Origin of the sequence: Streptomyces sp. NBC_00454 (assembly GCF_041434015.1) — a bacterium.
In the GTDB taxonomy this organism is placed as follows: domain Bacteria; phylum Actinomycetota; class Actinomycetes; order Streptomycetales; family Streptomycetaceae; genus Streptomyces.
Window position 1 is genome coordinate 3,356,982 of record NZ_CP107907.1, and the last position, 25,448, is coordinate 3,382,429.

Genomic DNA, 25,448 nt, shown 5'->3' on the forward strand with positions numbered 1-25,448 from the left:
CATCGAGGTTCATCGAGCAGGAGGCGGGCGGAACGATGCTTGGATCTACTCACGGCACCCTCACCACCGACTTCCGCGCACGTGTCGAGGCCTGCGGGGAGAGCCCCAGGACGGCCGTCCACTCCACGACGGCCCCCTCCGCCGAGGACACGGTCGCGCTGGACGTCAGTGGTCGGCCCCTGCACGCCGACGCCCCCGACCTGGACCGGTTCTTCCGGCCCGAGTCCGTGGCCGTCATCGGGGCCTCGGACGCCGAAGGGCGGCCGAACACCGGGATCACCCGGCAGCTCATCGCCTGGGCGGAGCGCGTCGGAGCCCGGCTCCACCCCGTCCACCCCACCCGCGCCAGTGTCTTCGGGCTGCCCTGCGTCGCCTCCGTGGCCGACCTGCCCGAGCAGGTGGACCTCGCCGTCCTGCTCATCGCCGACCCGCTGCCCGTCATCGAGCAACTGGCCGAAGCCAAGGTGAAGTTCGCCGTCGCCTTCGCCTCCGGCTTCGCCGAGACCGGCGACGAGGGCGCCGCCGCCCAGGCCCGCCTCGGCGCAGCCGTCCGGCGCTCGGGGCTGCGCCTGCTCGGCCCCAACACGAACCTCAACGCCTTCGAGGAGTTCCGCGAGGACCTCGACGGCCCGGCCATCGCCCTGATCACCCAGTCCGGCCACCAGGGCCGGCCCGTCTACACCCTCCAGGAGCTGGGCATCCGGCTCTCCCACTGGGCTCCGACGGGCAACGAGGCCGACCTCGAAACCTCCGACTTCATCTCCTACTTCGCCGAGCAGCCCGAGGTCGGAGCCATCGCCTGCTACGTGGAGGGGCTCAAGGACGGCCGCCAGTTCCTGCTCGCCGCCGACCGGGCCGCGCGCAACGGCGTCCCCGTCGTCGCCGTCAAGGTCGGCCGCACCGAGACCGGCGCCCGGATGGCCGCCTCCCACACCGGGAAGCTGACCGGCGCGGACACCGTCGTCGACGCGGCCATGCGCCAGTTCGGCGTCATCCGGGTGGACGGGCTCGACGAGCTCCAGGACACCGCCGCCCTCCTCGCCCGGGCCCGCAAGCCGCTCGCCGACGGGGTCGTCGTCTACTCCATCTCCGGCGGCACCGGCGCCCACTTCTCCGACCTCGCGACGGAGGCGGGCCTCACCCTGCCCACCCTCTCGCAGGCCAAGCAGGACGAGCTGCACCAGTGGATCCCGGAGTACCTCGGCGTCTCCAACCCCATCGACAACGGCGGCCACCCCGTCGGCGACTGGCGCGGCCGCAAGATCATCGATGCGATCCTCGCCGACCCCTCCGTAGGCGTCCTGATCTGCCCGATCACCGGCCCCTTCCCGCCCATGAGCGACAAGCTCGCGCAGGACCTGGTGGACGCGGCCGAACAGACCGACAAGCTGATCTGCGTGATCTGGGGCTCCCCGGTCGGCACCGAGGAGGCCTACCGCACCACCCTCCTCGGCTCCTCCCGCGTCGCGACCTTCCGCACCTTCGGCAACTGCATCACCGCCGTCCGCGCCTACCTCGGCCACCACCGCTTCACCGCCGCCTACCGCTCCCCCTTCGACGAGGCCCCGCGCACCCTGTCCCCGTCCTTCCGCAAGGCCCAGGCGCTCATGCGCCCAGGCCAGCAGCTCAGCGAGCACTCGGCGAAGCAGCTCCTGCGGGCCTACGGGATACGGGTGCCCCGGGAGCAACTGGTGACCAGCGCGGCAGCCGCCGTACGGGCGGCCGGGCTGGTGGGCTACCCGGTGGTCATGAAGGCCTCGGGCCCGCAGCTCGCGCACAAGACGGAGCTGGGCCTGGTCAAGATCGGCCTCACCTCGGCGAGCCAGATCCGCGACGCCTACCGGGAGCTGACCGACATCGCGCGCTACGAGAACGTCCCGCTCGACGGGATCCTCGTCTGCCAGATGGTGGAGAAGGGCGTCGAAATGGTCGTCGGGGTCACCCAGGACGACCTCTTCGGGCCGACGGTGACGGTGGGGCTGGGCGGTGTCCTGGTGGAGGTCCTGCACGACGCGGCGGTCCGGGTGCCGCCGTTCGGCGAGGACCAGGCGCGGGCCATGCTGATGGAGCTGCGCGGGCATCCGCTGCTGGAGGGCGTACGGGGGGCTCCCCCGGCCGACGTCGACGCGCTGGTGGAGGTCATCCTGCGGGTCCAGCGGATGGCGATGGAACTGGGCGACGAGCTGTCGGAGTTGGACATCAACCCCTTGATGGTCCTCCCGCGGGGGCAGGGCGCGGTGGCGCTGGACGCGCTGGCCATCTGCCGCTGACCCCCTGGGGCTCCGCCCCGGACCCCCGCGCCTCGAACGCCGGCCAAATCCAGCCCCGCCGGCGTTTGAGGCGCGGGGGTCCGGGGGCTGGTCCCCGGCAGCGGCGCCGCACACGACCACGTACCCGCACCCCCAAGGAGCCCTCATGACCTCCAGCGACGAAGTCCTCCACCGGACGGACAACGGCGTCTCCTGGATCACCCTCAACCGCCCCGAGGCGATGAACGCCGTCACCTGGGACCAGCGCGAGCGCGTCATCGCCCTGCTCGCAGAGGCCTCCGCCGACCCCGCCGTGCGGGCGGTCGTCATCACCGCCACCGGCAAGGGGTTCTGCGCCGGCGCCGACCTCCGCGGGGCACCGGCCACGGCCGAGCGGGTCGCCGGCGACGTGGCCCGCATGATCCGGCTCGGCGCGCAGCGCCTGATCACCGCCGTGCTCGACTGCGAGAAGCCGGTCATCGCCGCCGTCAACGGCACGGCCGCCGGGATCGGCGCGCACCTCGCGCTGGCCTGCGATCTGGTCATCGCCGCCGAACCGGCCCGTTTCATCGAGGTGTTCGTGCGCCGGGGGCTGGTCCCGGACGGCGGCGGCGCGTACCTGCTGCCGCGCCTGGTCGGTCCGCAGAAGGCGAAGGAGCTGATGTTCTTCGGCGACGCCGTCCCCGCGGCGGAGGCCGAACGCCTGGGCCTGGTCAACAAGGTGGTGGCGGCGGAGGCCTTGGAGGACACCGCCCGGGAGTGGGCCGAGCGCCTCGCGCAGGGCCCGACCCGGGCCATCGCCATGACGAAGCAGCTGGTCAACGCCTCCCTGGACGGCGACCGGGCGACCGCGCTCGCCGCCGAGGCCACCGCCCAGGAGATCAACATGACCACGGCCGACGCGAACGAGGGTGTCGCGAGCTTCGTGGAGCGCCGCACCCCCAAGTACCTGGGGCGCTGAGCCCGGGAGGTCACCGCTTGCGCAGGATCCGCAGCTCCCCGCCGTCCGGGTCCCCGATGAGGACGAAGAGCTCCGGCTCCTGCGCCGTCCCCGCCACGGACCACTTCAGCTCGGCCTTCCCGCAGTCGGGGACGTCGAGGGAGACTCCGGCCCGTTCGCGGCCGGTCGGGTCCATCGCCTTCCACGTACCGCCGCCCGTGCAGGAATCGGTGTCGCTCCGGCCCCACACCTCCACGGGCAGCCCGTGCGCCGTCACCTCGCCGCCCTCGCCGAGCACCAGCCGGGTCCCGTCACCGGTCCACTCGCCGACGAAGTCGGCCCGTTCCAGGGCCGGCGGGCGGTATTCGGGCAGCAGTCCCGTGGTGTAGCCCACGATGCCCCCGACGATGGTGAGCGGCACCGCGACCGCCGTCGCGATCAGGATCCCCTTGCGCACCCTCGCCCTCGCCCACTGCCGCATCCGCGCGCACACCGCCACCCCGGCCGGGATCGCCCCGGCGGCGGCGATCCAGCAGCAGGTGGTGACGTACGGGGCTCCGAGCGCGGCCGGCGGCGCCGCGTACGCGGCGGAGAGCAGGAGCAGCACCGGCAGGGCCCACCGGGGCGCGGGGAACCGGGTGCGCATGCCCAGGGCGTTCGAGAGCATCACCACCGGCAGGGTGGACAGGCAGGAGTGCAGCCAGCCGAGCACGAACACGATGGGCGGAGCGAACACGAGCATGCAGAGCATCCCGACCGCGGCGGGCGCGCCGCCGTAGCCCGTGTCGTAGTCGTCGCGCGTGCCGATGGTGAGCATCCAGTAGAGCCCGCCGATCACGAGCAGCGCCATGGCGGCCGATTCCGCGCCGGGCGCGAGGGCGCTCCAGCCCTCCGGCGGCTTGGACGGTCGCGGCCTCCCGGGGCTCACCTGCCCCGTTCCGCGCATGCGGTTCCACACGACGAGCCCCCCGAGCGTTACTGAACACGTTCAATTGATGCGGACCCTACACCGCTCTTCCCATCTGACGCACCGTCAGCTTCAATCGGTCGTGTGATGGGACACGCAGGGATGGCGGCCACCGTCGTCCGATACCTCAGGTCAGTCGGCTCCCCCACCTCCGCCGCCGCGGAGCCCGGGGCCGAGTCCGTCGACGCATTGCCGCGCCCCGATCTGCGGGCCGTGGGCGAGGACGAGCGCGCGCCCGTCAGCCCCGCCGAATTCCGGGCCGTACTGGGGAACTTCGCCAGTGGGGTCACGATCATCACCGCCCCGCCCGGCGAGGGCGAGGACGGTCCGGCCGGCTTCGCCTGCCAGTCCTTCGCCTCGCTCTCCCTCGACCCGCCGCTGGTCACCTTCATGGTGGCCCGTACGTCGACCACCTGGCCCCGCATCGCGCGCGCCGGGGTGTTCTGCGTCAACATCCTCGGCGCCGAACAGGGCGAGCTGTGCCGCTCGTTCGCCGTCAGCGGCGCCGACAAGTTCGCCGGGGTGGCCCACACGCCCGCCCCCGCCACCGGATCGCCCCAGCTCGAAGCGGTGCCCGCGTGGATCGACTGCCGGATCCACGCCGTGCACACCGGCGGGGACCACCTCATCGTCGTCGGCAAGGTCGTGGCCATGGGCGCGGCCGGCGAGGGCGACCCGCTCCTCTTCCACAAGGGCCGCTTCGGCCGCTTCGCCGACTGACGGGTCCCCCCTCCCCTGCCGCTATCCTGCGCATCTCGAACAGGTGGGGGCCATGAGCAACACGTACGAGCCGGGTCGCAGTCGGTGGACCCGCGCCACGGGCCGACTCATGGTGATCAGCGCGGCCGCCACGGTCGGGGCGGTGTGGATCAAGCTGGATCCGTACCCGCCGCTGAAGGCTGAACTGGCCCTCACCGGCATCACGGTGTTCTTCGCCGGCTGCTGGATCGCGGCCTCCCACCGGGCCCGGACCGGCCCGGCCGGGGCGCGCCCCGCGCTGCCGCCCGCCGGGCAACCGAGCCGGGGCCTGTCCCGGCTGCTGGCCGTCGGCACCGTCCTCGCCGGGGCCGCCGCCCTCCTGCTCGCCTTCACCGTGACCGGCGACTTCGGCCGTGAGCAGGAGCGACTGGAGCGGGCCGGGATCGACGCGCACCGGATCCCCGTGGCGCGGGTCCTGAGCACGCCGGAGCCCACCGGGAAGAAGAGCGCTTCGCGCGAGAAGCTGTACACCGCCGACCTCGCCTTCCAGGTGCCGTACGACGACGGCGAGGTGCGCGAGCTCGTGCTCCGGAGCTTCAAGACCATCGGGCCGCCCGAACCCGGGATGAAGGTCGATCTGTACTACGCCCGCGGGCACCCGGAGATCGAGGTCCGGACCGGGCCGCCCGGCCTCGGAACGCTCGACGTCATGCTCTACATCATGGTCGGGGTCCCCGCCCTCGTCTTCGCGGCCGGGGCGCTGAAGGCCGCCGATGCCCGCTTCGTGCACACCCTGCGGCGCTTCCACGCCCGGGTGCACCTGCCCGCTTTCGGGATCCTGCTCGTCGGAGTCGCCCTGTTGCTGCCCGTGGCCCTGGAGTCCCGGGCCGACGGGTTCGCCCGGGGCGCGGCCGGGCTGGCGGCGCTCACCCCGTGGCTGGCCCTGCGCCAGGTGCGCAGGGCCGGCCACGAGCTCGGCGAGTCGAGCGGGCCGACCGGGCCGACCCGGCCGACCCGGCCGACCGGGCTCAGAATGTGAGGACCCCCCGCGCCACCCGCCCGTGGTGGGCGTCGTCCACGGCCTTGGCGAAGTCCTCGACCGGGTAGACCTCCGTCACCAGCTCGTCCAGCAGCAGCTTCCCCTGCCGGTAGAGCTCCGCGTAGAGGGCGATGTCGCGCTGCGGGCGCGAGGATCCGTACCGGCAGCCCATGATCGTCTTGTCCAGGTACATGGACGAGACCTGGAACGAGGCCTCCTCCTTGAAGCCGGGCACGCCGAGCAGGATCGCCTGCCCGTGACGGTCCAGCAGGTCGATGGCCTGGCGGATCAGCTTGACGCTGCCCACGCACTCGAAGGCGTGGTCCGCGCCCGTGGGCAGGATCTCCTTCACGGCCGCCGAGGAGTCCGCCACCGCCGAAGCGTCGATGAAGTGCGTGGCGCCGAACTGCCGGGCCACCGCCTCCTTCGCCGGGTTCGCGTCGATCGCCACGATGGTGGTCGCGCCCGCGATCCGCGCGCCCTGAAGGACGTTCAGCCCGATGCCCCCGGTGCCGATGACGACCACCGTCTCGCCCCGGTCCACCTTCGCCCGGTTCAGTACGGCGCCCACGCCCGTGAGCACCCCGCAGCCGATCAGCGCCGCCGAGGTCAGCGGGATGTCCTTGGGGATCTTCACCGCCTGCACGGCCTTGACGATGGTCCGCTCGGCGAAGGCCGAGTTCGAGGCGAACTGGTAGAGCGGCTTCCCGCCCCGCGAGAACGGCTGCCCCGGCATCCCGATCGCCTTGCGGCACATCGTCGGACGGCCGCGGTCGCAGTCCGCGCACGCACCGCAGTTGGCGAGCGTCGACAGCGATACGTGGTCCCCCGCCACCACGTGCGTGACCCCGGACCCGACCGCCTCCACCACGCCCGCGCCCTCGTGCCCGAGGACCACCGGCGGCGGGAAGGGGATCGTCCCGTCGATCACCGAAAGGTCGCTGTGGCACAGGCCGGCCGCCGCTATCGCGACCAGAACCTCTCCCGGCCCCGGGTCCCGGATCTCCAGATCGTCGACCACCTGGGCCTGCTTGCCGTCGAATACGACGCCTCTCACCTGGACTCCTTAGGCAGGCCGAGCACGCGCTCGGCGATGATGTTGCGCTGGATCTCGTCCGAGCCGCCGTAGATCGTGTCGGCGCGGGTGAACAGGAACAGCCGCTGCTCCTCGTCGAGTCCGAGTTCGTACGGGGTCCCCTGCGCCCAGTCCCCCGGCCCGGCCGTGGCCACCGCGCCCCGGACCTCCACCGCCAGCTCGCCGAGCCGCCGGTGCCAGCCGCCCCACAGCAGCTTCGCCACGCTCGGCGCGCCCGGGTCGCCGGTGGTGGCGAGGGTGCGCAGCGCGTTCCACCGCATCGTGCGCAGCTCGGCCCACTGGCGTACGAGGCGTTCGCGCAGCACGGGGTCTCCTGCGCGCGCAGCCCCGTACGGGGTCCCGTAGGAGGTCCCGTACGGGGTCCCGCACGCGGTCCCGGCCCCTGCTCCGGCCCCTGCTCCATGCCTGGCGACGTACGCCCCGACCACCCGCTCCAGCTCCGCCGCGAAGCCGATCTGCTGGACGAGCGTGGAGACGCCCCGCTCCAGTGCGAGCAGGCCCATGGCCACGGACCAGCCGTTGCCCTCGCCGCCCACGACCTCGGCGGCGACGGCACCGTCGAAGAAGACCTCGTTGAACTCGGAGGTCCCCGACATCTGCCGGATCGGGCGGACTTCGACCTTCCCCGGCTGGTCCATCCGTACGAGCAGGAAGGACAGCCCCCGGTGGCGCCGGGATCCGGGCTCGGTGCGGGCCAGGACGAAGCACCAGTCGGCGTCCTGGGCGAGGGAGGTCCAGATCTTCTGTCCGGTGACCCGGTGGAGACCGTCCGCGGCGTCCCGCACCGCGGTCGTGCGGATCCCCGCCAGGTCGGATCCGGCGCCGGGTTCGGAGTACCCCTGGCACCACAGTTCCTCGCCGCGGGCGATGCCGGGGAGGAAGCGGGCCTGCTGCTCCGGGGTGCCGTAGGCGATCAGCGTCGGCGCGAGGAGGTTCTCGCCGATGTGGCCGACCCGGGCGGGGGCGCGGGCGGCCGCGTACTCCTCGGCCCACACCACCTGGCCGGTGAGGGAGAGCCGCCGGTTGCCGTACACCCCGTCGGGACCCGCCGTCTCCCAGCCCTGGCCGATCCAGCCGTCGCGCCCCAGCTCGCGCTCCCAGGCCCGGCGGACCTCGACTCCTTCGTGCTCACTGCCCGGGCCTCCGAGGCCGACGGCCTCCTCGTACGGTCCGGTGAGGTGCTCCGCCAGCCACGCCCGGGCGCGGCCGCGCAGCGCCTCGTCCTCGGCGCCGAAGCTGAAGTCCATGATCGGTGCCCCCTTGGGTCTTGCCGGTTCTCGCCGGTCTCGCCGTCTCGCCGGTCCCGCCGGTCCTGTCCGGCCGCTGCGGCCGGTCTCTCGCGCCTTGGCGCACGTACGCGCTGATCCACCCGGATCGGCCGGATCGGCCGCATCGGGCGGATCACCCGCATCGCCCGGCCAGGGCCTACGCGTTGGGGCGGTCCTTGGCTGCCGCCGCCTTGGCCATGGCCTCCAGCTGCGCGAGCATGGGCATCGGGTCGGTGCCCACCGTCCCGGGCAGGAAGTCGGCGATCTTCTCGGGGGTCCAGGAGCCCTCGGCGTACCCGGCGCGCAGTTCGCGGGGCTGGGCCCAGACGGCGATCTTCGGGCCGGCGATCGTGTAGACCTGCCCGGTGATCTTCTCGCCGCCGACGGCTACGGCCTTGTCGGAGAGCAGGTACGTGACGAGGGCCGCCACGTCCTCGGGCTCGCCGATCTCCTTGAGCTCCATGGGCACGTTGGCCGACATCCGGGTCCGGGCGACGGGCGCCACGGCGTTGGAGGTGACCCCGTACTTGGCCAGGCCCAGCGCGGCCGACCGTACGAGCGAGATGATCCCGCCCTTGGCCGCGCTGTAGTTGGCCTGGGCCACCGAGCCCTGGTGGTTGCCGCTGGTGAAACCGATCAGCGTGCCGGAGCCCTGGCGCCGCATGACGGCGGAGGCGGCCCGGAAGACGGTGAACGTGCCCTTGAGGTGGGTGGCGATCACCGGATCCCACTCCTCCTCGGACATGTTGAAGAGCATCCGCTCGCGCAGGTTGCCCGCGACGCACACGACTCCGTCGATGCGTCCGTACTGGGCGAGCGCGGTGTCGACGATGCGCTGACCTCCCGCCATCGTCGAGATGTCGTCGGCGACGGCGACCGCTTCGCCGCCCGCGGCGATGATCTCCTTCACCACGGATTCGGCGATCTCGCTGGTCGGTTCCCCGCCCGCGATGCCCACGCCGTAGTCGTTGACGACGACCTTGGCACCCTCGGCGGCCGCGGCGAGTGCCACGGCCCTTCCGATGCCCCGGCCGGCGCCCGTGACGGCGACGACTTTGCCTGTCAAGAAGTTCCCCATGTCCGGCCCCTTCCCGCGTTTTCTGACGGACCGTTAGATTCTATGGGCAGTCAGATGCCGGAGCACAAGCCCTAGTTCGCTCGGGGACTGTCGCGAACATCTCCCTCAACACCTCTCTCACCATCCCCCGCAACGCGAGGAGCTGATCAGATCCATGGGTATGCCGGCCGAGTTCCACGACATCGCCAAGCGCGTCAACAACTGGGGCCGCTGGGGCGCCGACGACGAGATCGGCACCCTCAACCTCGTCACCGACGAGGTCGTACGGGCCGCCGCGGCCGAGATCCGCACCGGCCGCCGCATCGCGCTGGCGCTCCCCCTCAAGGAGGACGGCGTGCAGTCCGGGATGATCCCGGGCCGGATCAACCCGCTGCACACGATGGTGCAGATCAACCAGGAGCTCTTCGGGCCGGGCACGGTGGCGTGCAGCGACGACGCGGTGACCTTCGGCCTCCAGGCCGGCACCCACTGGGACGCGCTCACGCACGTCTCGCACTCGGGGAAGATCTACAACGGCCGCCCGGCCTCCTCGATCACCGCCCACGGCCGCGCCGAGTTCAGCGGCATCGACAAGGCCGGGCACATCGTCTCGCGCGGAGTGCTCCTCGACGTGGCCCGCGCCAAGGGCCTGGACCGGCTCCCGGGCGGCCACGCGGTCACCCCGGAGGACCTGGCGGAGGCGGAGGAGTTCGGTGGGGTCACCGTCCGGGCGGGCGATATCGTATTGGTCCGGACCGGCCAGGTGCAGGTCTACCTGGCGGGTGACAAGCACGGCTACGGCTACCCGTCGCCCGGCCTGTCCGTCCGCACCCCCGAGTGGTTCCACGCCCGGGACGTGGCGGCCGTCGCGAACGACACCCTCACGTTCGAGATCTTCCCGCCGGAGATCGAGAACCTGTGGCTTCCGGTGCACGCGCTGGACCTGGTGGAGATGGGCATGCACCAGGGCCAGAACTGGAACCTCGAAAAGTTGTCCACAGCCTGTGCAGAAGAATCCCGCTACTCCTTCCTCCTCTCCGCCATGCCCGAACCCTTCGTGGGCGCGGTAGGCACCCCGGTGGCCCCGGTGGCCGTCCTCTGACCGACCGGGCCCGGGCGGTCTCGGCGCCGACCCGGGTCCGGCAGAGCCCCTCTCCGTGGGGCCGGTGGTCCGGTTGATCTAATGACCGGGCAACGGGGGCGAACGGGGGCGGGGTCATGGCCAAGGTCGAGCGGGGGGACCATCGGGGGGAGCTGTCCGCGTTCCTGCGTTCGCGGCGGGCCCGGCTCGGTCCCGAGGAAGCGGGGCTGCGGGCCTTCGGCGAACGCCGCCGGGTGCCGGGGCTGCGGCGCGAGGAGCTCGCCCAGCTCGCCGGTGTGAGCGCCGACTACTACGTCCGCTTCGAGCAGGGCCGCGCCACCAACGTCTCCGACTCGGTGATCGGCGCGGTGGCCGGCGCCCTGCGGCTGGACGACACCGAGACGGCCCATCTCCGCCGTCTCCTGCGCGCGGCCGCAGCCGGCCCGCGACCGCCGCAGGCCCCGCCCGTCCAGCAGGTGCGTCCGGGCCTGCTCCAGCTGCTGCGGTCCATGCCCGGGACGCCCGCCTTCGTCGTGGGCCGCCGTACCGACGTGCTGGCCTGGAACCCGCTGTTCGCCACCCTGATCACGGACTTCGCCGCGATTGCGGAGGCGCACCGCAACAAGGCGCGGCTGGTCTTCCTCCACGAGGAGACGCGCAGCCGCTTCGTGAACTGGGAGACCAAGGCCCGCGACCTCGTGGCCTACCTGCGCCTCGACCTCGGCCGGCATCCCGACGACCCGGTCCTGGCGCGACTGCTGGCCGAACTCTCCGAGAAAAGCCCCGAGTTCACGCGCCTGTGGGATCTGCACGAGGTCCGCGGCAAGGCGCACGGCGGCTACCACCTGCGCCATCCCGCGACGGGCGAGTTCACCCTGGCCTTCGAGAGCCTCGCCCTGCCCGACGACCCCGACCAGACGTTGATCATGTACACCGCCGAGCCCGGTTCGCCCTCGGAGGCGACCCTGCGGATCCTGGCCGCGCAGACCCGTGACCGCGAACCGCGCGACGCGGTCACCGCCGCCGCCCGGCAGGGCGTCTGAGCGCATCGCGGACGCCGATCCCCGACGACCGCGCGACCGCGCCGGCCTCGGGAAGGGGGGTCCCGTGGCCGGCGCGTCGGTATGTGGGGGCGCTCAGTGCGCCGGGTGGTTCGGGGTGTTTAGCCGTAGACCGTGACCCGCGCGCTCTGGGCTCCGGTGACGTAGCCGCCGTTGGCGACCCAGTAGCCGGCCTGCACGACGTAGGTGCCGTCCTGGGTGCCGATGGCCCCGGTGTTGAACGTGAAGTTCGTGGAGGTGGTCCAGCTGCCGCACCCGTAGTCGGCGACCTGGGTGGTGGAGCCGTTGCTGTTGACCCTGAGCAGCTGGGCGCAGGGCAGGATGTTGACCCCGTTCGGGTTCCGGTAGCCGTGCTGGCCGTAGACCCCGTAGCCGCCGTCCCCGTAGGCACAGGGCCGCTCGCTGATGCCGAGCGTCTCGGAGGCCCAGCCGGAGGTGCGGCAGCCGCCGCCGCCCGTGTTGGCGGACGCGTCCTGTGCGGAGACGACCCCGCCCGCCAGCAGGGTGCCGGCGATGGTGAGGGCGGCGGCGACGCGCTGGGGCCCCCGACGGCCGCTCACAGTGGAAACTCGCATGCGAATGCCTTCCTTCGGCTTGCGTGGGACTGAGGACCGGCAGAGCCCTGCGGCGCTCCCGGCCCGGCAGAGTCTTCACGCCGGCCGACCTGTCCAGCAGCCTTTCGGAACGGGCCGGGACGACCTCGTACGCAGCGGTACGCGGCCTCGTACGGAGCGGTACGCGGCTGCGCGCGAAGTCGGTACGCGGCTGCGCGCGGACCGGTGCGTCGTACAGGCGCCGTCGGGCGCGGGCGGATCCTTGAACGCTCCGGAACACCCTTGTACGGCCTGCCCACGGCCTGCCCCGTCGCCGGACGGAGTCCGGCGTCAAAAAGAGGAAACCTGCGGGTGGCGGCGTACGTTCGTGCACGCCCCGAGCGCGGCACGGCAGCCGCCACCCCACGACCCGCACTCGTCAAGGCAAGGACCCTTGGCGTCCCCTCGCGACGAATCGCTCAACACAAGAGTGATCAACAGTTGACGAACCGTCAACACCTCGTTAGAGGTACACGCGCGGTTCCCGGATCGCCCCACGAGTTTCCTGCCCGTCCGCGACCCGGTCGGCTTCGGCCTTCTCCGCGCGGTCGACCTCGCACCAGATCCGCTTCCCGGCGCCCTCGGGCTGCCAGCCCCAGCGGTCCGCCAGCCCGTCCACCAGCTCCAGGCCGCGGCCGCCCGTGTCGTCCCCGGCGGCCTGCCGCCGGGCCGGCGCCCGGCCGCTCGCATCGGCGACCTCGACCCGTACGCCCGGCTCCCCGAACAGCATGCGCAGCACGGCCGGACAGCCGGTGTGCACGACGGCGTTGGTGACCAGCTCGGAGATCAGCAGGATCAGCGTCTCGGCGAGCGGCTCGTCATCCCCTATGCCCGAGCCCGCCAGCCGCGAGCGGGCCCATCGGCGGGCCCGGCCGACCTCGGCGGGGTCCGGTCCTACCTCCAGCTGCACCTGAAGCACCTGCACCGCTCACACCATCCGAACCGGCGGACACTTCGCCTCGCGACGGGACGGGGTCACCGAGTGTGACCCCCGTGCGGAGCAGCATGGTTGACATACAGTCACCAGAACAAGCGCTTCGGGCATATTCCAGCGTGAAGGAGTAGGCGTGGTGCATACTGTGCGGCGCTCGCGCCGCTCAACCGCTCGCATTCCCGGGAGCGTACCGGAGCCGCTCCCCGTCTCCGGGCCGCATTCGGTCGGGCGAAGGACACAAACCGATATCAACTCTCTGTAATCGGACATGCGTCCCGCGCCGTCCCTCCCGTACCTCTCCGTAACGCAGGGAACGCCTGGAATGCGGGGAACGGCCCTACACCGCTCCTGCCAGCAGCTCCTGCGCCAGCGCCTCCTCCGCCTGTGCCGCCGTGCGCCACTGCTCCGCCCGCACCCAGGCCCGCTTCAGGTGCAGGTGCACGTCCGCCTCCCAGGTGAACCCCATCCCGCCGTGCACCTGCAGGCAGTCCCGGGCATTGCGCACGGCCGCCTCGTCGGCCAGCAGTTTGGCCCCGGCCACCTCCCCCGGATCGCCCGTCACCGCGGCCGCGTAGACCGCCGTACGGGCCACCTCGGCGCGCACCAGCATCTGCGCGCACAGGTGCTTGACCGCCTGGAACGCCCCGATCGGCTGCCCGAACTGCTCGCGCTCCTTGGCGTACCGCACCGCAAGCTCCACCGTGCGCAGCGCGCTGCCGAGCTGGAGCGCGGCCGTCAGCAGCGCCCCCTCGTCGCGGTGGGCGTCCGGGTCCGCCGGTACGGACGCCCCTACGGGCACCCGCGCCAGCGGTGTCAGGGGGTCCGCCGAGCGCACCGGTTCCCCGGCGGGGAGCTCGGCGAGCCCGAGCACCGCGTCCGATTCCCCGAGGTGGGACACCAGCGGGCCGGCCGGGCCGGAGCCGGGACCGGAGCCGGGACCGGAGCCCGGACCGGAGCCCGGGCCAGGTCCCTGCCCGGAGCCCAGGTCGAAGGCCGTCACCACCGCCGTCCCCTCCGCGGCCCCCGGGACCACCCCGGCGGCCAGGTGGGTGGCCACCAGCGGACCCGGCAGCAGCGCCCGCCCGGCCTCCTCGAAGACGAGGACCGCCTCGGGCAGGCCGAGCCCGACCCCGCCCTCTTCCTCGGGGAGCCGCAGTGCGAAGAACCCGGCTTCGCCGAGCTCCCGCCACAGGGCCCGGTCCACGGACCCGCCGGAGGCGGCCGCCGCGTCGACCGAAGCGCGCAGCTCCTCGCGCCCGTACCGGCCGGCCAGGAGGTCCCGTACGCCTGCGCGCAGGTCCCGCTGGTCCTGCGTCGGCTGGAAGTCCACGGGGCGCTCACCTGCCCTTCGGAAGGCCGAGGATCCGCTCGGCGACGATGTTCTGCTGGATCTGCGAGGTGCCCGCGGCGATCGTGTAGGAGAGGGACGAGAGCCGGTCCAGGGTCCACTCCTCGTCCAGGGAGAGGGACTGGGCGCCCAGCACCTCGGCGGCGGTGTCGTACAGCTCCTGGCGGGCGTGCGAGTACGCCAGTTTGAAGACGCTGCCGCCGATGCCCGGGACGCCGCCCGAGCGCTCGGACTCGCTGACGTTCCACTGGGTGAGCCGCCACAGCGCGCCGAACTCCCCGTACAGCCGCCCGAGCCGGCGGCGCAGTACGGGATCGTCCCAGCGGCCGTTGGCCTTCGCGGTGCGCGCCAGCTCGCCCAGGGTGCGCCGGCAGGCGACGACCTCGCCCACGAAGGCGGTGCCGCGCTCGAAGGACAGGGTCACCATGGTGACGCGCCAGCCGTCGTTCTCGGCGCCGACCCGGTTGGCGACGGGGACCCGTACCTCGTCGAGGAACATCTCCGCGAACTCCGTGGACCCGGCCAGCGTCCGCAGCGGCCGGATGGTCACCCCCGGCGCGTCCATCGGCATGGCCAGCCAGGAGATCCCGCGGTGCTTCGGGGCATCCGGATCGGTCCTGACCAGCAGCTCGCACCAGTCGGCCACCTCCGCGTGCGAGGTCCAGATCTTGGAGCCGGTGATCACGTACTCGTCGCCGTCGCGGACGGCGCGGGTGCGCAGCGAGGCGAGGTCGGAGCCGGCGTCCGGCTCGCTGAAGCCCTGGCACCACACCTCGTCCCCGCTCAGTACGGGCGGCAGCCAGCGCGAGCGCTGCTCGGCGGTGCCCTCGGCGGCGATGGTCGGCCCGGCGTGCAGCAGCCCGACGAAGTTCGCGCCGACGTACGGGGCTCCGGCGCGCTCGGTCTCCTCCAGGAAGATCAGGTGCTGCGTCGGGGTGGCCCCGCGGCCGCCCGCGTCCACGGGCCAGTGCAGCCCGGCGTACCCGGCGTCGTACAGGCGGCGCTGCCAGCCCGCGTCGTACGCGCGCCGGCCGGGCCAGTCGTCGGGGGACGGCTTGGCGGGGAGCTCGGGGAGCGCCTTGCCGAGCCAGGCGCGCAGCCGGGCCCGGAACTCCTGTTCCTCCTCGGTGTAGGTGAGGTCCACCGGCGCTACCGCCCCGCCCGCCGGTCGCGGTCGAAGTCCAGGCCGAGCATGCGGATGGCGTTGCCGCGCATCAGTTTGTAGATGGTCTCCTCGTCCAGTCCCTTGACGTGGTCGAGGGCGACCTCCTTGGTGTGCGGGAAGGTCGAGTCCACGTGCGGGTAGTCGGTCTCGAAGGTCGCGTTGTCGCGTCCGACGACGTCCAGCGAGGCGATGCCGTGCTTGTCGCGGAAGAAGCAGCAGAACATCTGCCGGTAGTAGTACGTGGACGGCGGCTCGGGGATCAGGTCCTTGACCCCGCCCCAGGCGCGGTGCTCCTGCCACACGTCGTCGGCGCGCTCCAGGGCGTACGGGATCCAGCCCATCTGGCCTTCGCTGTAGGCGAGTTTGAGCGTCGGGAACTTGACGAGGACCCCGCTGAAGAGGAAGTCCATCATCGAGGCCATGGCGTTGTTGAAGCTGAGCGCGGCCTGGACGGCGGGCGGTGCGTCGGGGGACGCGGCGGGCATCTGGGAGCTGGACCCGATGTGCATGTTGACGACGGTGCCGGTCTCCTGGCAGACGGCGAAGAAGGGGTCCCAGTACCCGGAGTGGATGGACGGCAGCCCCAGGTAGGTGGGGATCTCGGAGAAGGTCACCGCCCGCACGCCGCGGGCGGCGTTGCGCCGGATCTCGGCGACGGCCAGGTCGATGTCCCAGAGCGGGATGATGCACAGCGGGATCAGCCGGCCGCCGCTGTCGCCGCACCACTCCTCGACCATCCAGTCGTTGTACGCGCGCACGCAGGCGAGGGCGACCTCCTTGTCGTGGGCTTCGGCGAAGGTCTGCCCGCAGAAGCGCGGGAAGGTCGGGAAGCACAGGGAGGCCTCGACGTGGTTGAGGTCCATGTCGAGCAGCCGGGCCTTGGGGTCCCAGCAGCCGCGCCGCATCTCCTCGCGGGTGATGCCCTCCAGGGTCATGTCGTCGCGGTCGAAGCCGACGGCGGCGATGTTGCGCTTGTACGGGAACTTGAGGTCCTCGTAGATCCACCAGTCGGTGGGCGGGCCCTCGGGGTCCATGGTGATCTGGTACTTGCCGCCGGTGTAGGCGAGTTCGCCGATCCCGGCGGTGAGCGCCTTGGGGCCGCGGTCGCGGTACTTGGCCGGCAGCCATACGTCGAACAGGTGCGCCGGTTCGATGACGTGGTCGTCGACGCTGATGATCCGAGGCAGTTCCATGATGTCCCCTCGCCGCAAGCCGAATGAATCTGATCGCCCGATCGCTCGTATCTGATGGTGCGTCAGAAATCTGGAACCAAGCTAGCTCCGCCACCCCTGGACCGACAAGCGTCCGCGCTCTACGCTCTGCGCTGGATCTGACTGACCGTCAGTTAAGGGAGGGGTCTGGAATGCCGGACACGACGGACGCAACGGACAGCCCGACGGTCGCGGCGACGGCCACCGCGACGGACAGCCCGACGGACAGCCCGACGGCCACCGCGACGGACATCGCGATCGACCTGAGCCGCTCCCCCACCCTCTGGGACTTGATCGCCCGGCGGGCGGCCATGACCCCCGACGCCCCCGTCCTCATCGAGGCAGCCGAGGACCCCGCCCACGACCGCCGGCTGACCTTCGGAGAGCTGCGCACCCGCTCCGAGGAGGTCGCGGCCGGCCTGTACGACATGGGCGTCCGCCCCGGCACGGTCGTCGCCTGGCAGCTCCCCACCCGCATCGAGACCGTCCTGCTCTCGATCGCCCTGGCCCGCATCGGCGCCGTCCAGACCCCGGTCATCCCCTTCTACCGGGACCGCGAGGTCGGCTTCGCGCTGCGCGAGTCGAAGGCGGAGTTCTTCGCCTCGCCCGGCACCTGGCGCGGCTTCGACCACACGGCGATGGCGGAGCGCCTGGGCGCCCGCGGCGTCTTCGAGGCCTACGACTCCCTCCCGGCCGGGGACCCGGCCGTACTGCCCGCACCCCCGTCCGAGGGCACCTCCGTCCGCTGGATCTACTGGACCTCGGGCACCACCTCGGACCCCAAGGGAGTCCTGCACACCGACCGCTCCCTCATCGCGGGCGGCTCCTGCCTGGCCCACGCCCTGCACCTGACCCCCGCCGATGTGGGCTCGATGGCCTTCCCCTTCGCCCACATCGCCGGCCCCGACTACACGGTGATGCTGCTGCTCTACGGGTTCCCCGCGGTCCTGTTCGAGAAGTTCGCGATGCCCGACGCGCTGGACGGCTACCGCCGCCACGGGGTCACGGTGGCCGGCGGCTCCACGGCCTTCTACTCCATGTTCCTGACGGAACAGCGCAAGGCCCCGTCCACTCCCCTCATCCCGTCCCTGCGCCTCCTGGCGGGCGGCGGCGCCCCCAAACCCCCGGAGATCTACCACGCGGTCGTCCGCGAACTGGGCTGCCAGCTCACCCACGGCTACGGCATGACCGAAGTCCCGATGATCACCATGGGCGCCCCGGACGACACACCGGAGAACCTGGCCACCACGGAGGGCCGCCCCCCGGCGGGCATGTCCATCCGCATCACCACGGCAGCGGGCACGCCCCTGCCCGCGGGCACGGACGGGGAGGTCCGGCTGTGCGGCGAAGCGGTCTGCCAGGGCTACCTCGACGCCGCCCAGAACACCGACGTCTTCGACGCCGACGGCTACCTGATCACCGGCGACCTCGGCCACCTCACCCCGGACGGCTACCTGGTCCTGACCGGCCGCAGCAAGGACGTCATCATCCGCAAGGGCGAGAACATCTCCGCCAAGGAGATCGAGGACCTGCTCCACGAACTCCCCGCGATAGCCGACGTCGCCGTCATCGGCCTCCCGGACCCCGAGCGCGGCGAACGCGTCTGCGCGGTGGTCGAACAACCCGCGGGCGCCACCCCGTTGACCCTGCCCGAGCTCACGGCCCACCTCCGCGCGCAGGGCCTGTCCACCCACAAGCTCCCGGAGCAACTGGAGCTGGTGGAGGCCCTGCCGCGCAACGACGCCCTGCGCAAGGTCCTCAAGTACAAGCTGCGCGAGCGGTACGCGAAGTAGCCCGCCCCTTCGTTGCATTCACCCAACCCCAAACGCTACGTTGGGGGGCGCCGGGGAAGCACCACGAAGGAGACCGCGATGCCGGGAGGCAGGCTCACCCAGCCCGAACGCCAGCAGATCGCGCTGGGGCTGGCCGACGGCCTCGCCTACGCGGAGATCGCCAGACGCCTGGACCGCCCCACCTCGACGATCACGCGCGAGGTGATGCGCAACGGCGGCCCCACCACCTACCGCGCCGACCAGGCCCACCGCGCCACCGAACGCCGCGCCCACCGCCGCGTACCGGCCGCGCCCAGGAACCCGGCTACGCCCGCGCAACCCCACGGGCGCGACGCCGATGCGGTGCACGCGTACGAGGAGCTTTTCACCACCGTCCTCATACAGTCGGGGACGCCCAAGATGATGGCCCGGGTCCTGACCTGCCTCTACACCAGCGACTCCGGCAGCCTCACCGCGTCCGAACTCGTCCAGCGCCTCCAGGTCAGCCCGGCGTCCGTCTCGAAGGCGATCACGTTCCTCGAAGGCCAGGACCTGGTCCGCCGGGAACGCGACGAACGCCGCCGCGAGCGCTACGTCGTGGACAACGACGTCTGGTACCAGTCGATGATCGCCAGCGCCCGCGGCACCGCCCAGCTCGCCGAGGTCGCCCGCCAGGGCGTGGGCGTCCTGGGCCCCCAAACCCCGGCCGCCGTCCGCCTGGAGAACATCGCCCGCTTCGTCGACTTCGTCTCGGAAAGCATCACCCGAGCCGCCGACCAGGCCCGCGACATCCTCCACACCGGGCCGACCCCGACACCCCGGGATCCGGCGTAGCCGTCAACCGACTTGGATGCCAACGCCTCCGCCCCCATGGAGGTCGGGGACGGGCCGCACCTCCCCCGCCCGGGTCGCCTCCCTGGCCGACGTCGCCAGGCGGGCACTGCGCGGCGGCCCGGCCCTCGCGTGACGGCCTGCCCGTGACGGCCTGCGCGTGACCGGCCTGCCCGCGGCTGCCGGGCGGTCGGCCCGGCGCTGCGGGGGCGCGCGAAGTCTCGTACGCCCCCGTGCCGTGCCGTCGGGGTTACGCGTCCGGGGCCGCCACGCCGCAGTAGCCGGCGAAGGCGGCCAGGATCTCGTCCTCCGTGATGAGGCCGTCGCCGTCGGCGTCCAGGGCCGCGGCGACCGGGCCCGCCAGATGCTCCGGAGTACCCAGTACGCGCAGGACGCGCGCCGCCGCGGCCGGGGTGGCGGCGGCGCCCTCGCCGTCGCCGTGGGCCACCGCGATCACGGCCCGCAGGAACGGCCGGGCGATCTCCGCGAAGCGCTGCGGGTTGTCCCGCAGCCGCTTCGCCGCGCCCGTGATGAACTCCTCGCGCGTCACGCGCTGGTCGCCGTCGACGTCGGCGATTCCGGCCATGCCCTGCCAGAAGGCCTCCGCGCCCGCGAAGACTTCCTGGCCCTTGTCGGAGCGGGCGGCCACGGCGAATTCGGCCAGCACCGCCTTGGCGGCGGTACTGAAGTCCTCCCGGTCGATATAGCCGTTCCCGTCCTGGTCGAAGGTGGCGAATCGGGAGGCGATCTTGCGCTCGTACTCTGCGCTGTCCATATTCGTGGTTCCGCCTTCACGTGTGCGGTGGGTTCAGATCAAGACAAGCCAGGAGCGTAAGGCCTACGTGGCCTGCGCGTTAAGCGAAGCGGGCAAGCAGGTGGCCGCATCGAACCAGCGCACGAGGAGCGCGACGGGGCGCGTACGCCTGTGCCCATACGTGGCCCGCGCCCCAGGGTCCACAACGCGCCACGCCTCTATCACGGAGGACCCACTTCCGGGGCGAGGTTCCCTCAAAACGGGCGCACACGGCTGGATGCCCACTACATTCGAGTCGTCGACACACGGCTGCGAATCCGGTAATCCGGCTGGGGGCACGATGCCGAAGGACGTTCCACCGCGCTGGGACCGCCGCATGCAACAACGCCTGGCGCGCGGCGAGGCCGCCGCGCTCGGGGAGCTGTACGACCGCTTCGCCTCGCTCGTGCACAGCCTCGCCCACCGGGTCCTCGGGGACGAGAAGGCCGCCGACCGGATCACCCGCGAGGTCTTCGGCTACATCTGGGAGAACCCGGACGCCTACGACCCCAAGCAGGGCTCCATGCGCTCCTGGGTCGCCCGCATCACCCAGGGTCAGGCCGTGGCGCGCCTGCGCCAGGCCGAGCTGGGGCGCGGCTCCCGCGAGGAGTTGGAGCAGAAGGTGCGCAGCGCCAACGCGGCCGCCCGCGCCGACTTCATCGTCACCTCCATGCCCGCACCGCTGCGGGCCGCGCTCGAACTCGCCTACTTCAAGCGCCGCGACTACCGGCAGGCCGCCGCCGACCTCCAGATCAGCGAGGACGAGGCGCGGCGCCGGCTGCGGCTCGGCCTGCAGCTCCTGTCGACGGCCAATGCCCTTCCCCGGGACGACACCGTCCCGCGCGGGCCCGGTCCCTCCGCCTCCGCCTCCGGATATGGAACGCCCCGATGAGCAGCCCCCACGACGCCGAAGACGAGTACGAGCGGCCCCCCGGCAACCGGGGCGCCGGCGGTTCGGCGCGCATACCGGGCCCGCGCGGTGCGGCCGACGACCTGGAGGATCTGGGGGCCTTGGGGGCCTTGGGGAAACCGGGCGACCCGGGCGACCCGGGCCACCTCGACTACACCGAGTCCCCGGAAGCCGACGAACAGAACGAGTACACCGAGTACGACGGTTACGCCGGCTACCCCGCGCCCGTCGAGTACACCGCACCCGTGCCCGCTCCTCCCCCGCCCACCCACGCCGTGCTGAAGTCCCTGCTCGGCGCCTGGGCGCTCGCCGCGTGTTCCGCGGAGGAGACCCAGGCCGTGGAGGACCACCTCACCGAGTGCGCGCCCTGCGCCGAGGAGGCGCTGCGGCTGCGCGACGCCGTGGGCCTGCTGCACCCGGAGGACAGCCTCGACCTCAAGCCGCTGCTGCGCTCGCGCGTGCTGGAGGACTGCCTCGGCAAGCGGCCGGCCCGGATCCCGGTGCCGGTGTGGGCGACCCCGTACGACACCGAGACGGCGCGGCTCGATGCGCTGCTACGGGACTTCGGGGACTCCGAGTGGCACACCCCGGTCCGGCTCAAGTGGTTCGAGGAGGAACGGCGCCAGTCCCGCCGGACCACGGTGGCCGGAGTCATCGGGCACCTCCTGTCCGTGGACGGGCTGGTCGCGGCCGCGCTGGGACTGGACGACCCGCTGGGCCCGGACGCGCCGGCGGGCAGCCCGACCGACCGCACGGAGCACTTCTGGGAGGCGTCCCCGTACCCGACCACCCGGCGGGTCCGCGAGCCGTGGCGGGAGCAGGGGCACACCCTGGTCCGTACGGTGTCCTTCGCGGGCCGCGGGGTCGCCGAACTGTCGGTCAGCTACGGGCCCTTCGCGCTCCCCCTCGGGGACGCCTTCCTGGAGCGGGCCTTCGAGTGCTGGGTCCACGCCGTGGACATCGCGGAGGCGGTGGACTATCCGTACGAGCCGCCCTCCGCGCCCCACCTGCACCGCATGATCGACCTGGCGGCCCGCCTCCTCCCGGAGGCCCTGGCCGGACGCCGGCGCGCGGGGCTGGCCTCGCCCGCGCGCGGGCTGGTCGCGGCGGGAGCCCCGGGCCGCACCCTGCACCTGGAGATCGAGGGCGCGGGCGGAGGCGGCTGGGACATCGCGCTGGACTCCCCGGCGGCGAAGCCTTCGCCCGACCACACGGTGGCCCGGATCGCCCTGGACGGCCACGAGTTCTGCCAGCTCGCGGCGGGCCACATCTCGCCGGAGGACGCGGCCGTCGGCCAGAACGGCGACCGCGAGGCCATCCGCGACGTCCTCTTCGCGGCAGCCTCGCTGAGCCGGCTGTAGGACCGGTCCCGCCTTCGGTGCCTCCCCGCGCGGGGAGGCACCGGAGACCGGCTACGCGAAGACGACCGTGCGGGTGCCGTTGAGGAGGACGCGGTGCTCGCTGTGCCACTTCACCGCGCGCGCCAGCGCCTGGCACTCCACGTCGCGGCCGATCGCCACCAGCTGCTCCGGGGTGACCTCGTGGCCCACCCGTTCCACTTCCTGCTCGATGATCGGGCCCTCGTCCAGGTCCGCGGTCACGTAGTGCGCGGTCGCGCCGATCAGCTTCACGCCCCGCGCGTGCGCCTGGTGGTACGGCTTCGCGCCCTTGAAGCTCGGCAGGAACGAGTGGTGGATGTTGATGATCCGCCCGCTGAGCTCCTTGCAGAAGGTGTCCGACAGGACCTGCATGTAGCGGGCGAGGACGACGAGCTCGACGTTCTCGGAGCGCACCAGCTCCAGGACCTGCGCCTCCGCCGCCGCCTTCGTGTCCTTGGTCACCGGGACGTGCACGAAGGGGATCCCGTAGGAGCCGACCAGTTCCTCGAAGTCCGTGTGGTTCGAGACCACCGCCGCGATGTCCACGGGCAGGGCGCCGATCCGGGTGCGGAAGAGCAGGTCGTTGAGGCAGTGCCCGAACTTGGAGACCATCAGCACGATCCGCATGCGCTCGTCGGAGCGGTGGATCTGCCAGTCCATCCGGAAGGAGTCGCCGATCGCGGCGAAGCTGGCCCGCAGCTTCTCCACGGTCACCGGGGCGTCCGCCGTGAAGTGGACCCGCATGAAGAAGAGACCTGTGTCACGGTCGCCGAACTGCCGGCTGTCCTCGATGTTGCACCCGGTCATGAAGAGGTAGCTGGACACCGCGTGCACGATGCCCTGCTTGTCCGGGCAGGAGAGGGTCAGTACGTACTGCTGGGGGGCCGGGGTCTGCGGCTGCAGGTCATCGCTCATGACCCCGTAGCCTTTCACATCCCAGCGCTTCCCATCCCGGCCGCTCACACCGCGGGCGTGAGGATCCCCGGGACGTCTCAGTCACCGCGCGCGTGAGGATCCCCGGGACGTCTCACACCGCGCGCGTGAGGATCCTCAGGACGTCCAGCGAGCTCGGCCGCGCGTCCGGGTCCTCCCCGTCCGCCGTCGCCAGCCGTACGTGGGCCTCGCGCGCGGCCCGTACCGCCTCCGGCCAGGCGTGGTGCTCCAGGTAGCCGGAGACGGGGGCGTCGGGGCCTATCTGGTGCATGATCCGCAGGACGCGCAGCACGGCGAGGTCGACCACGGCCGCCTCCTGGGAGTCGCGGAAGATCGTGCCGACGTACTTCTCCGCGGACCAGCTGTCGAGCCAGGTGTCCTCGACGAGCCGGTACACGGCGTCGGTGACGTCCCCGTACCCCTCGGTGCCGGCCAGCCAGGTGTCCTCCTGGAAGGCGGGGTCGGAAAGCATGTGCAGCGCCGAGCGCACGTTGCTGCGCCAGCGCCACCACGGCATGTCGTTGAGGGGCATGCCGCCCATGGTGGAGGAGCGGCCGCCGCGACGGGAAGAGTTCTTCGAAGCTTGGGCGAATGTCACGCTTTCGATCGTACGTTCCCGTCTTGCGTGATCTTGCAGCGCCTGTGCGTGCTCCGCGCCGGCTCCCCGTGTGGACGCCACCCGTAATTCACCTCGACGTCACCCGATGTTGTGCACAGCTCACTCTTCAGTTACCCGCGGCGCGGAATGGTGCATGAACATGACCACCCGGCGACGCGTAGCAACCCTCTCCCGCTCCCTCCTGACCACGGCACTGGGAGCGTGTCTCGTCGCCGGCTGCGGGGTGCTCCCCGGAGACTCGGGGGGCTCCGGGGGCACCGGCTCCACCCTCACCGTCATGACCTTCGCCCCGGAAGGCACCAAGGCCACCAACATGCCCGGCATGCCCGGCATGGCCAAGGCCTACGAGCGCTGGGTCAACGCCAAGGGCGGCATCAACGGCCACAAGCTCCGCGTCCTGACCTGCAACGAGCACAACACCCCCACCGGCGCCGCCGACTGCGCCCGCAAGGCGATCGCCGAGAAGGCCGTCGCCGTCGTCGGCTCGTACAGCCAGCACGGACGCGCCTTCATGGCCCCGCTGGAGACCGAGGGCATCCCCTTCATCGGCGGATACGGGGTCTCCTCCGAGGAGTTCCAGTCGCCGCTGTCCTACCCCGTCAACGGCGGCCAGCCCGTCCTGCTCGCCGGCGCCGGCCACCAGCTCGGCCGCGCCTGCGCCAAGGTCGCCCTCGTCCGCCCCGACACCCTCGCGGGCGACGCGCTGCCGGTCCAGCTCAACGCCGGCCTCAAGGCCAACCAGATGCCCGAGGCCAGCGACATCCGGGCCGCCGAGGACTCCGCCGACTTCGCCCCGCAGGCCCGCGAAGCACTGATCGACTCCTCCCCGTCCGCCCCCGCGAAGGGCGGGGCCACCAGCGCGAAGGACGGCGGCAAGGACAAGGGGTGCGTGGCGGCCGTGCTCGGCGAGCGCACCGAGACGTTCTTCGACGCCTTCCGCCGCGCCGCAGACGCCCAGGGCCGCAAGCCGCAGATCTCCTCGGTGCTCGGCTCGCTCAGCCAGGCCCTGGTGGACCGCACCGGCGGCAAGGAGAGCCCCTTCGAGGGCGCGTACGTGACCAGTTGGTACCCGGTGGCCTCCGACCCCCTGTGGGCGCCGATGCAACGGGTGATCACCGAGCAGGCCTTCGCCGACAACACCGTCGACATCGACGACAGCGGCGCCCAGACCACGTGGATCGCGTACTCCGTGCTCGGCGAGGCGCTGAAGCGGTTCAAGCCCGACGAGGAGATCACGGCCCGCAAGCTCGCGCAGAAGCTCAACGGGGCCGAGCCCATCAAGACCGGCGGCCTCACCCCCGACCTCAGCTGGCGCTACCAGGACATGCGGGCCGTCGCGGGCTTCCCCCGCACGGTCAACGGCCGGGTCACCTTCCAGGTGGTCCAGCAGGGCCGCCTGGTGGCCCAGCAGGGCGAGCAGTCCATGGACATGACCCCGACCCTGGAACAGGCCCCGCGGTCCAACTAGGCGGTCTCCTACGGGGCTGCGCGGTCAGGCCGGAC

Annotated in this window: 23 protein-coding genes; 11 read left to right on the forward strand and 12 right to left on the reverse strand. The window is 72.2% G+C overall.

Annotated elements, in window-relative coordinates:
- Nucleotides 1-35 precede the first annotated feature (35 nt).
- Both OHU74_RS15515 and OHU74_RS15520 read left to right on the forward strand, forming a co-directional pair.
- Nucleotides 36-2,270, forward strand: coding sequence for an acetate--CoA ligase family protein (locus OHU74_RS15515; RefSeq protein ID WP_371616459.1), 2,235 nt, complete (start codon nt 36-38; stop codon nt 2,268-2,270).
- 145 nt (nt 2,271-2,415) lie between these two features.
- The gene (locus tag OHU74_RS15520; protein ID WP_371616460.1) at nt 2,416-3,210 is read left to right on the forward strand and encodes an enoyl-CoA hydratase/isomerase family protein; all 795 of its coding nucleotides are present in this window, start codon (nt 2,416-2,418) and stop codon (nt 3,208-3,210) included.
- A 10-nt stretch (nt 3,211-3,220) separates the two neighbouring features.
- Here the strand turns inward: OHU74_RS15520 and OHU74_RS15525 are convergent, their stop codons facing one another.
- Nucleotides 3,221-4,135 (reverse strand): hypothetical protein, encoded by a 915-nt coding sequence (locus OHU74_RS15525; RefSeq protein ID WP_371616461.1) that lies wholly within the window; start codon nt 4,133-4,135, stop codon nt 3,221-3,223.
- 123 nt (nt 4,136-4,258) lie between these two features.
- On the opposite strand from OHU74_RS15525, the gene OHU74_RS15530 reads away from it, so the two are divergent.
- Both OHU74_RS15530 and OHU74_RS15535 read left to right on the forward strand, forming a co-directional pair.
- Nucleotides 4,259-4,876, forward strand: coding sequence for a flavin reductase family protein (locus OHU74_RS15530; protein ID WP_371619695.1), 618 nt, complete (start codon nt 4,259-4,261; stop codon nt 4,874-4,876).
- Between the two features lie 52 nt (nt 4,877-4,928).
- Entirely contained in the window at nt 4,929-5,894 is a 966-nt protein-coding gene (locus OHU74_RS15535; protein ID WP_371616462.1) for a hypothetical protein, read from the forward strand.
- On the opposite strand, the gene OHU74_RS15540 is transcribed toward OHU74_RS15535, so the two are convergent.
- The 3 genes from OHU74_RS15540 to OHU74_RS15550 form a co-directional block, all read right to left on the reverse strand.
- Nucleotides 5,884-6,951, reverse strand: coding sequence for a Zn-dependent alcohol dehydrogenase (locus tag OHU74_RS15540; RefSeq protein WP_371616463.1), 1,068 nt, complete (start codon nt 6,949-6,951; stop codon nt 5,884-5,886). The two genes, OHU74_RS15535 and OHU74_RS15540, sit on opposite strands and share 11 nt — an antisense overlap.
- Nucleotides 6,948-8,237 carry an acyl-CoA dehydrogenase family protein gene (locus OHU74_RS15545; protein ID WP_371616464.1) on the reverse strand — a complete coding sequence of 430 codons (1,290 nt, stop codon included), beginning with the start codon at nt 8,235-8,237 and terminating at the stop codon, nt 6,948-6,950. The genes OHU74_RS15540 and OHU74_RS15545 overlap by 4 nt, the downstream gene beginning before the upstream one ends.
- Nucleotides 8,238-8,415: 178 nt before the next feature.
- Complete coding sequence (locus OHU74_RS15550) at nt 8,416-9,336, reverse strand: SDR family oxidoreductase (protein WP_371616465.1); 921 nt, start codon at nt 9,334-9,336, stop codon at nt 8,416-8,418.
- Nucleotides 9,337-9,490: 154 nt separating this feature from the next.
- On the opposite strand from OHU74_RS15550, the gene OHU74_RS15555 reads away from it, so the two are divergent.
- Both OHU74_RS15555 and OHU74_RS15560 read left to right on the forward strand, forming a co-directional pair.
- On the forward strand, nt 9,491-10,417 hold the full coding sequence (locus OHU74_RS15555) for a cyclase family protein (RefSeq protein ID WP_371616466.1): 927 nt from the start codon (nt 9,491-9,493) through the stop codon (nt 10,415-10,417).
- Nucleotides 10,418-10,533: 116 nt separating this feature from the next.
- Entirely contained in the window at nt 10,534-11,439 is a 906-nt protein-coding gene (locus OHU74_RS15560; protein WP_371616467.1) for a helix-turn-helix domain-containing protein, read from the forward strand.
- 119 nt (nt 11,440-11,558) lie between these two features.
- On the opposite strand, the gene OHU74_RS15565 is transcribed toward OHU74_RS15560, so the two are convergent.
- From OHU74_RS15565 to OHU74_RS15585, 5 genes are all read right to left on the reverse strand, one after another.
- A complete protein-coding gene (locus OHU74_RS15565; protein WP_371616468.1) occupies nt 11,559-12,032 on the reverse strand; it encodes a hypothetical protein in 474 nt (157 codons plus the stop codon).
- A 481-nt stretch (nt 12,033-12,513) separates the two neighbouring features.
- Nucleotides 12,514-12,975 carry an ATP-binding protein gene (locus OHU74_RS15570; protein ID WP_371616469.1) on the reverse strand — a complete coding sequence of 154 codons (462 nt, stop codon included), beginning with the start codon at nt 12,973-12,975 and terminating at the stop codon, nt 12,514-12,516.
- Nucleotides 12,976-13,321: 346 nt separating this feature from the next.
- A complete protein-coding gene (locus tag OHU74_RS15575; RefSeq protein ID WP_371616470.1) occupies nt 13,322-14,314 on the reverse strand; it encodes an acyl-CoA dehydrogenase family protein in 993 nt (330 codons plus the stop codon).
- 7 nt (nt 14,315-14,321) lie between these two features.
- Nucleotides 14,322-15,476, reverse strand: a complete 1,155-nt coding sequence (locus OHU74_RS15580) for an acyl-CoA dehydrogenase (protein ID WP_371616471.1) — start codon at nt 15,474-15,476, stop codon at nt 14,322-14,324.
- Between the two features lie 5 nt (nt 15,477-15,481).
- Nucleotides 15,482-16,693: an amidohydrolase family protein gene (locus tag OHU74_RS15585; protein ID WP_371619696.1), complete on the reverse strand. Its 1,212-nt coding sequence runs from the start codon at nt 16,691-16,693 to the stop codon at nt 15,482-15,484.
- A 167-nt stretch (nt 16,694-16,860) separates the two neighbouring features.
- Between OHU74_RS15585 and OHU74_RS15590 the strand changes: the two genes are divergently transcribed.
- A complete protein-coding gene (locus OHU74_RS15590; RefSeq protein ID WP_371616472.1) occupies nt 16,861-18,501 on the forward strand; it encodes an AMP-binding protein in 1,641 nt (546 codons plus the stop codon).
- 78 nt (nt 18,502-18,579) lie between these two features.
- Nucleotides 18,580-19,314 (forward strand): helix-turn-helix domain-containing protein, encoded by a 735-nt coding sequence (locus OHU74_RS15595; RefSeq protein ID WP_371616473.1) that lies wholly within the window; start codon nt 18,580-18,582, stop codon nt 19,312-19,314.
- Nucleotides 19,315-19,561: 247 nt separating this feature from the next.
- On the opposite strand, the gene OHU74_RS15600 is transcribed toward OHU74_RS15595, so the two are convergent.
- On the reverse strand, nt 19,562-20,086 hold the full coding sequence (locus OHU74_RS15600; RefSeq protein WP_371616474.1) for an EF-hand domain-containing protein: 525 nt from the start codon (nt 20,084-20,086) through the stop codon (nt 19,562-19,564).
- A 319-nt stretch (nt 20,087-20,405) separates the two neighbouring features.
- Between OHU74_RS15600 and OHU74_RS15605 the strand changes: the two genes are divergently transcribed.
- Together OHU74_RS15605 and OHU74_RS15610 are read left to right on the forward strand one after the other, a co-directional pair.
- Nucleotides 20,406-20,996 carry a sigma-70 family RNA polymerase sigma factor gene (locus tag OHU74_RS15605; protein WP_371616475.1) on the forward strand — a complete coding sequence of 197 codons (591 nt, stop codon included), beginning with the start codon at nt 20,406-20,408 and terminating at the stop codon, nt 20,994-20,996.
- Nucleotides 20,993-22,375: a maleylpyruvate isomerase N-terminal domain-containing protein gene (locus OHU74_RS15610; protein WP_371616476.1), complete on the forward strand. Its 1,383-nt coding sequence runs from the start codon at nt 20,993-20,995 to the stop codon at nt 22,373-22,375. The genes OHU74_RS15605 and OHU74_RS15610 overlap by 4 nt, the downstream gene beginning before the upstream one ends.
- 51 nt (nt 22,376-22,426) lie before the next feature.
- Here OHU74_RS15610 and purU read toward each other — a convergent pair whose 3' ends face one another.
- Both purU and OHU74_RS15620 read right to left on the reverse strand, forming a co-directional pair.
- Entirely contained in the window at nt 22,427-23,308 is an 882-nt protein-coding gene (purU, locus tag OHU74_RS15615) for a formyltetrahydrofolate deformylase (protein WP_371616477.1), read from the reverse strand.
- 112 nt (nt 23,309-23,420) lie between these two features.
- Nucleotides 23,421-23,867, reverse strand: a complete 447-nt coding sequence (locus OHU74_RS15620) for a hypothetical protein (RefSeq protein ID WP_330300948.1) — start codon at nt 23,865-23,867, stop codon at nt 23,421-23,423.
- Between the two features lie 217 nt (nt 23,868-24,084).
- Here OHU74_RS15620 and OHU74_RS15625 point away from each other — a divergent pair, with 217 nt between their 5' ends.
- Nucleotides 24,085-25,413 (forward strand): ABC transporter substrate-binding protein, encoded by a 1,329-nt coding sequence (locus OHU74_RS15625; protein WP_371619697.1) that lies wholly within the window; start codon nt 24,085-24,087, stop codon nt 25,411-25,413.
- Nucleotides 25,414-25,448: the final 35 nt, after the last annotated feature.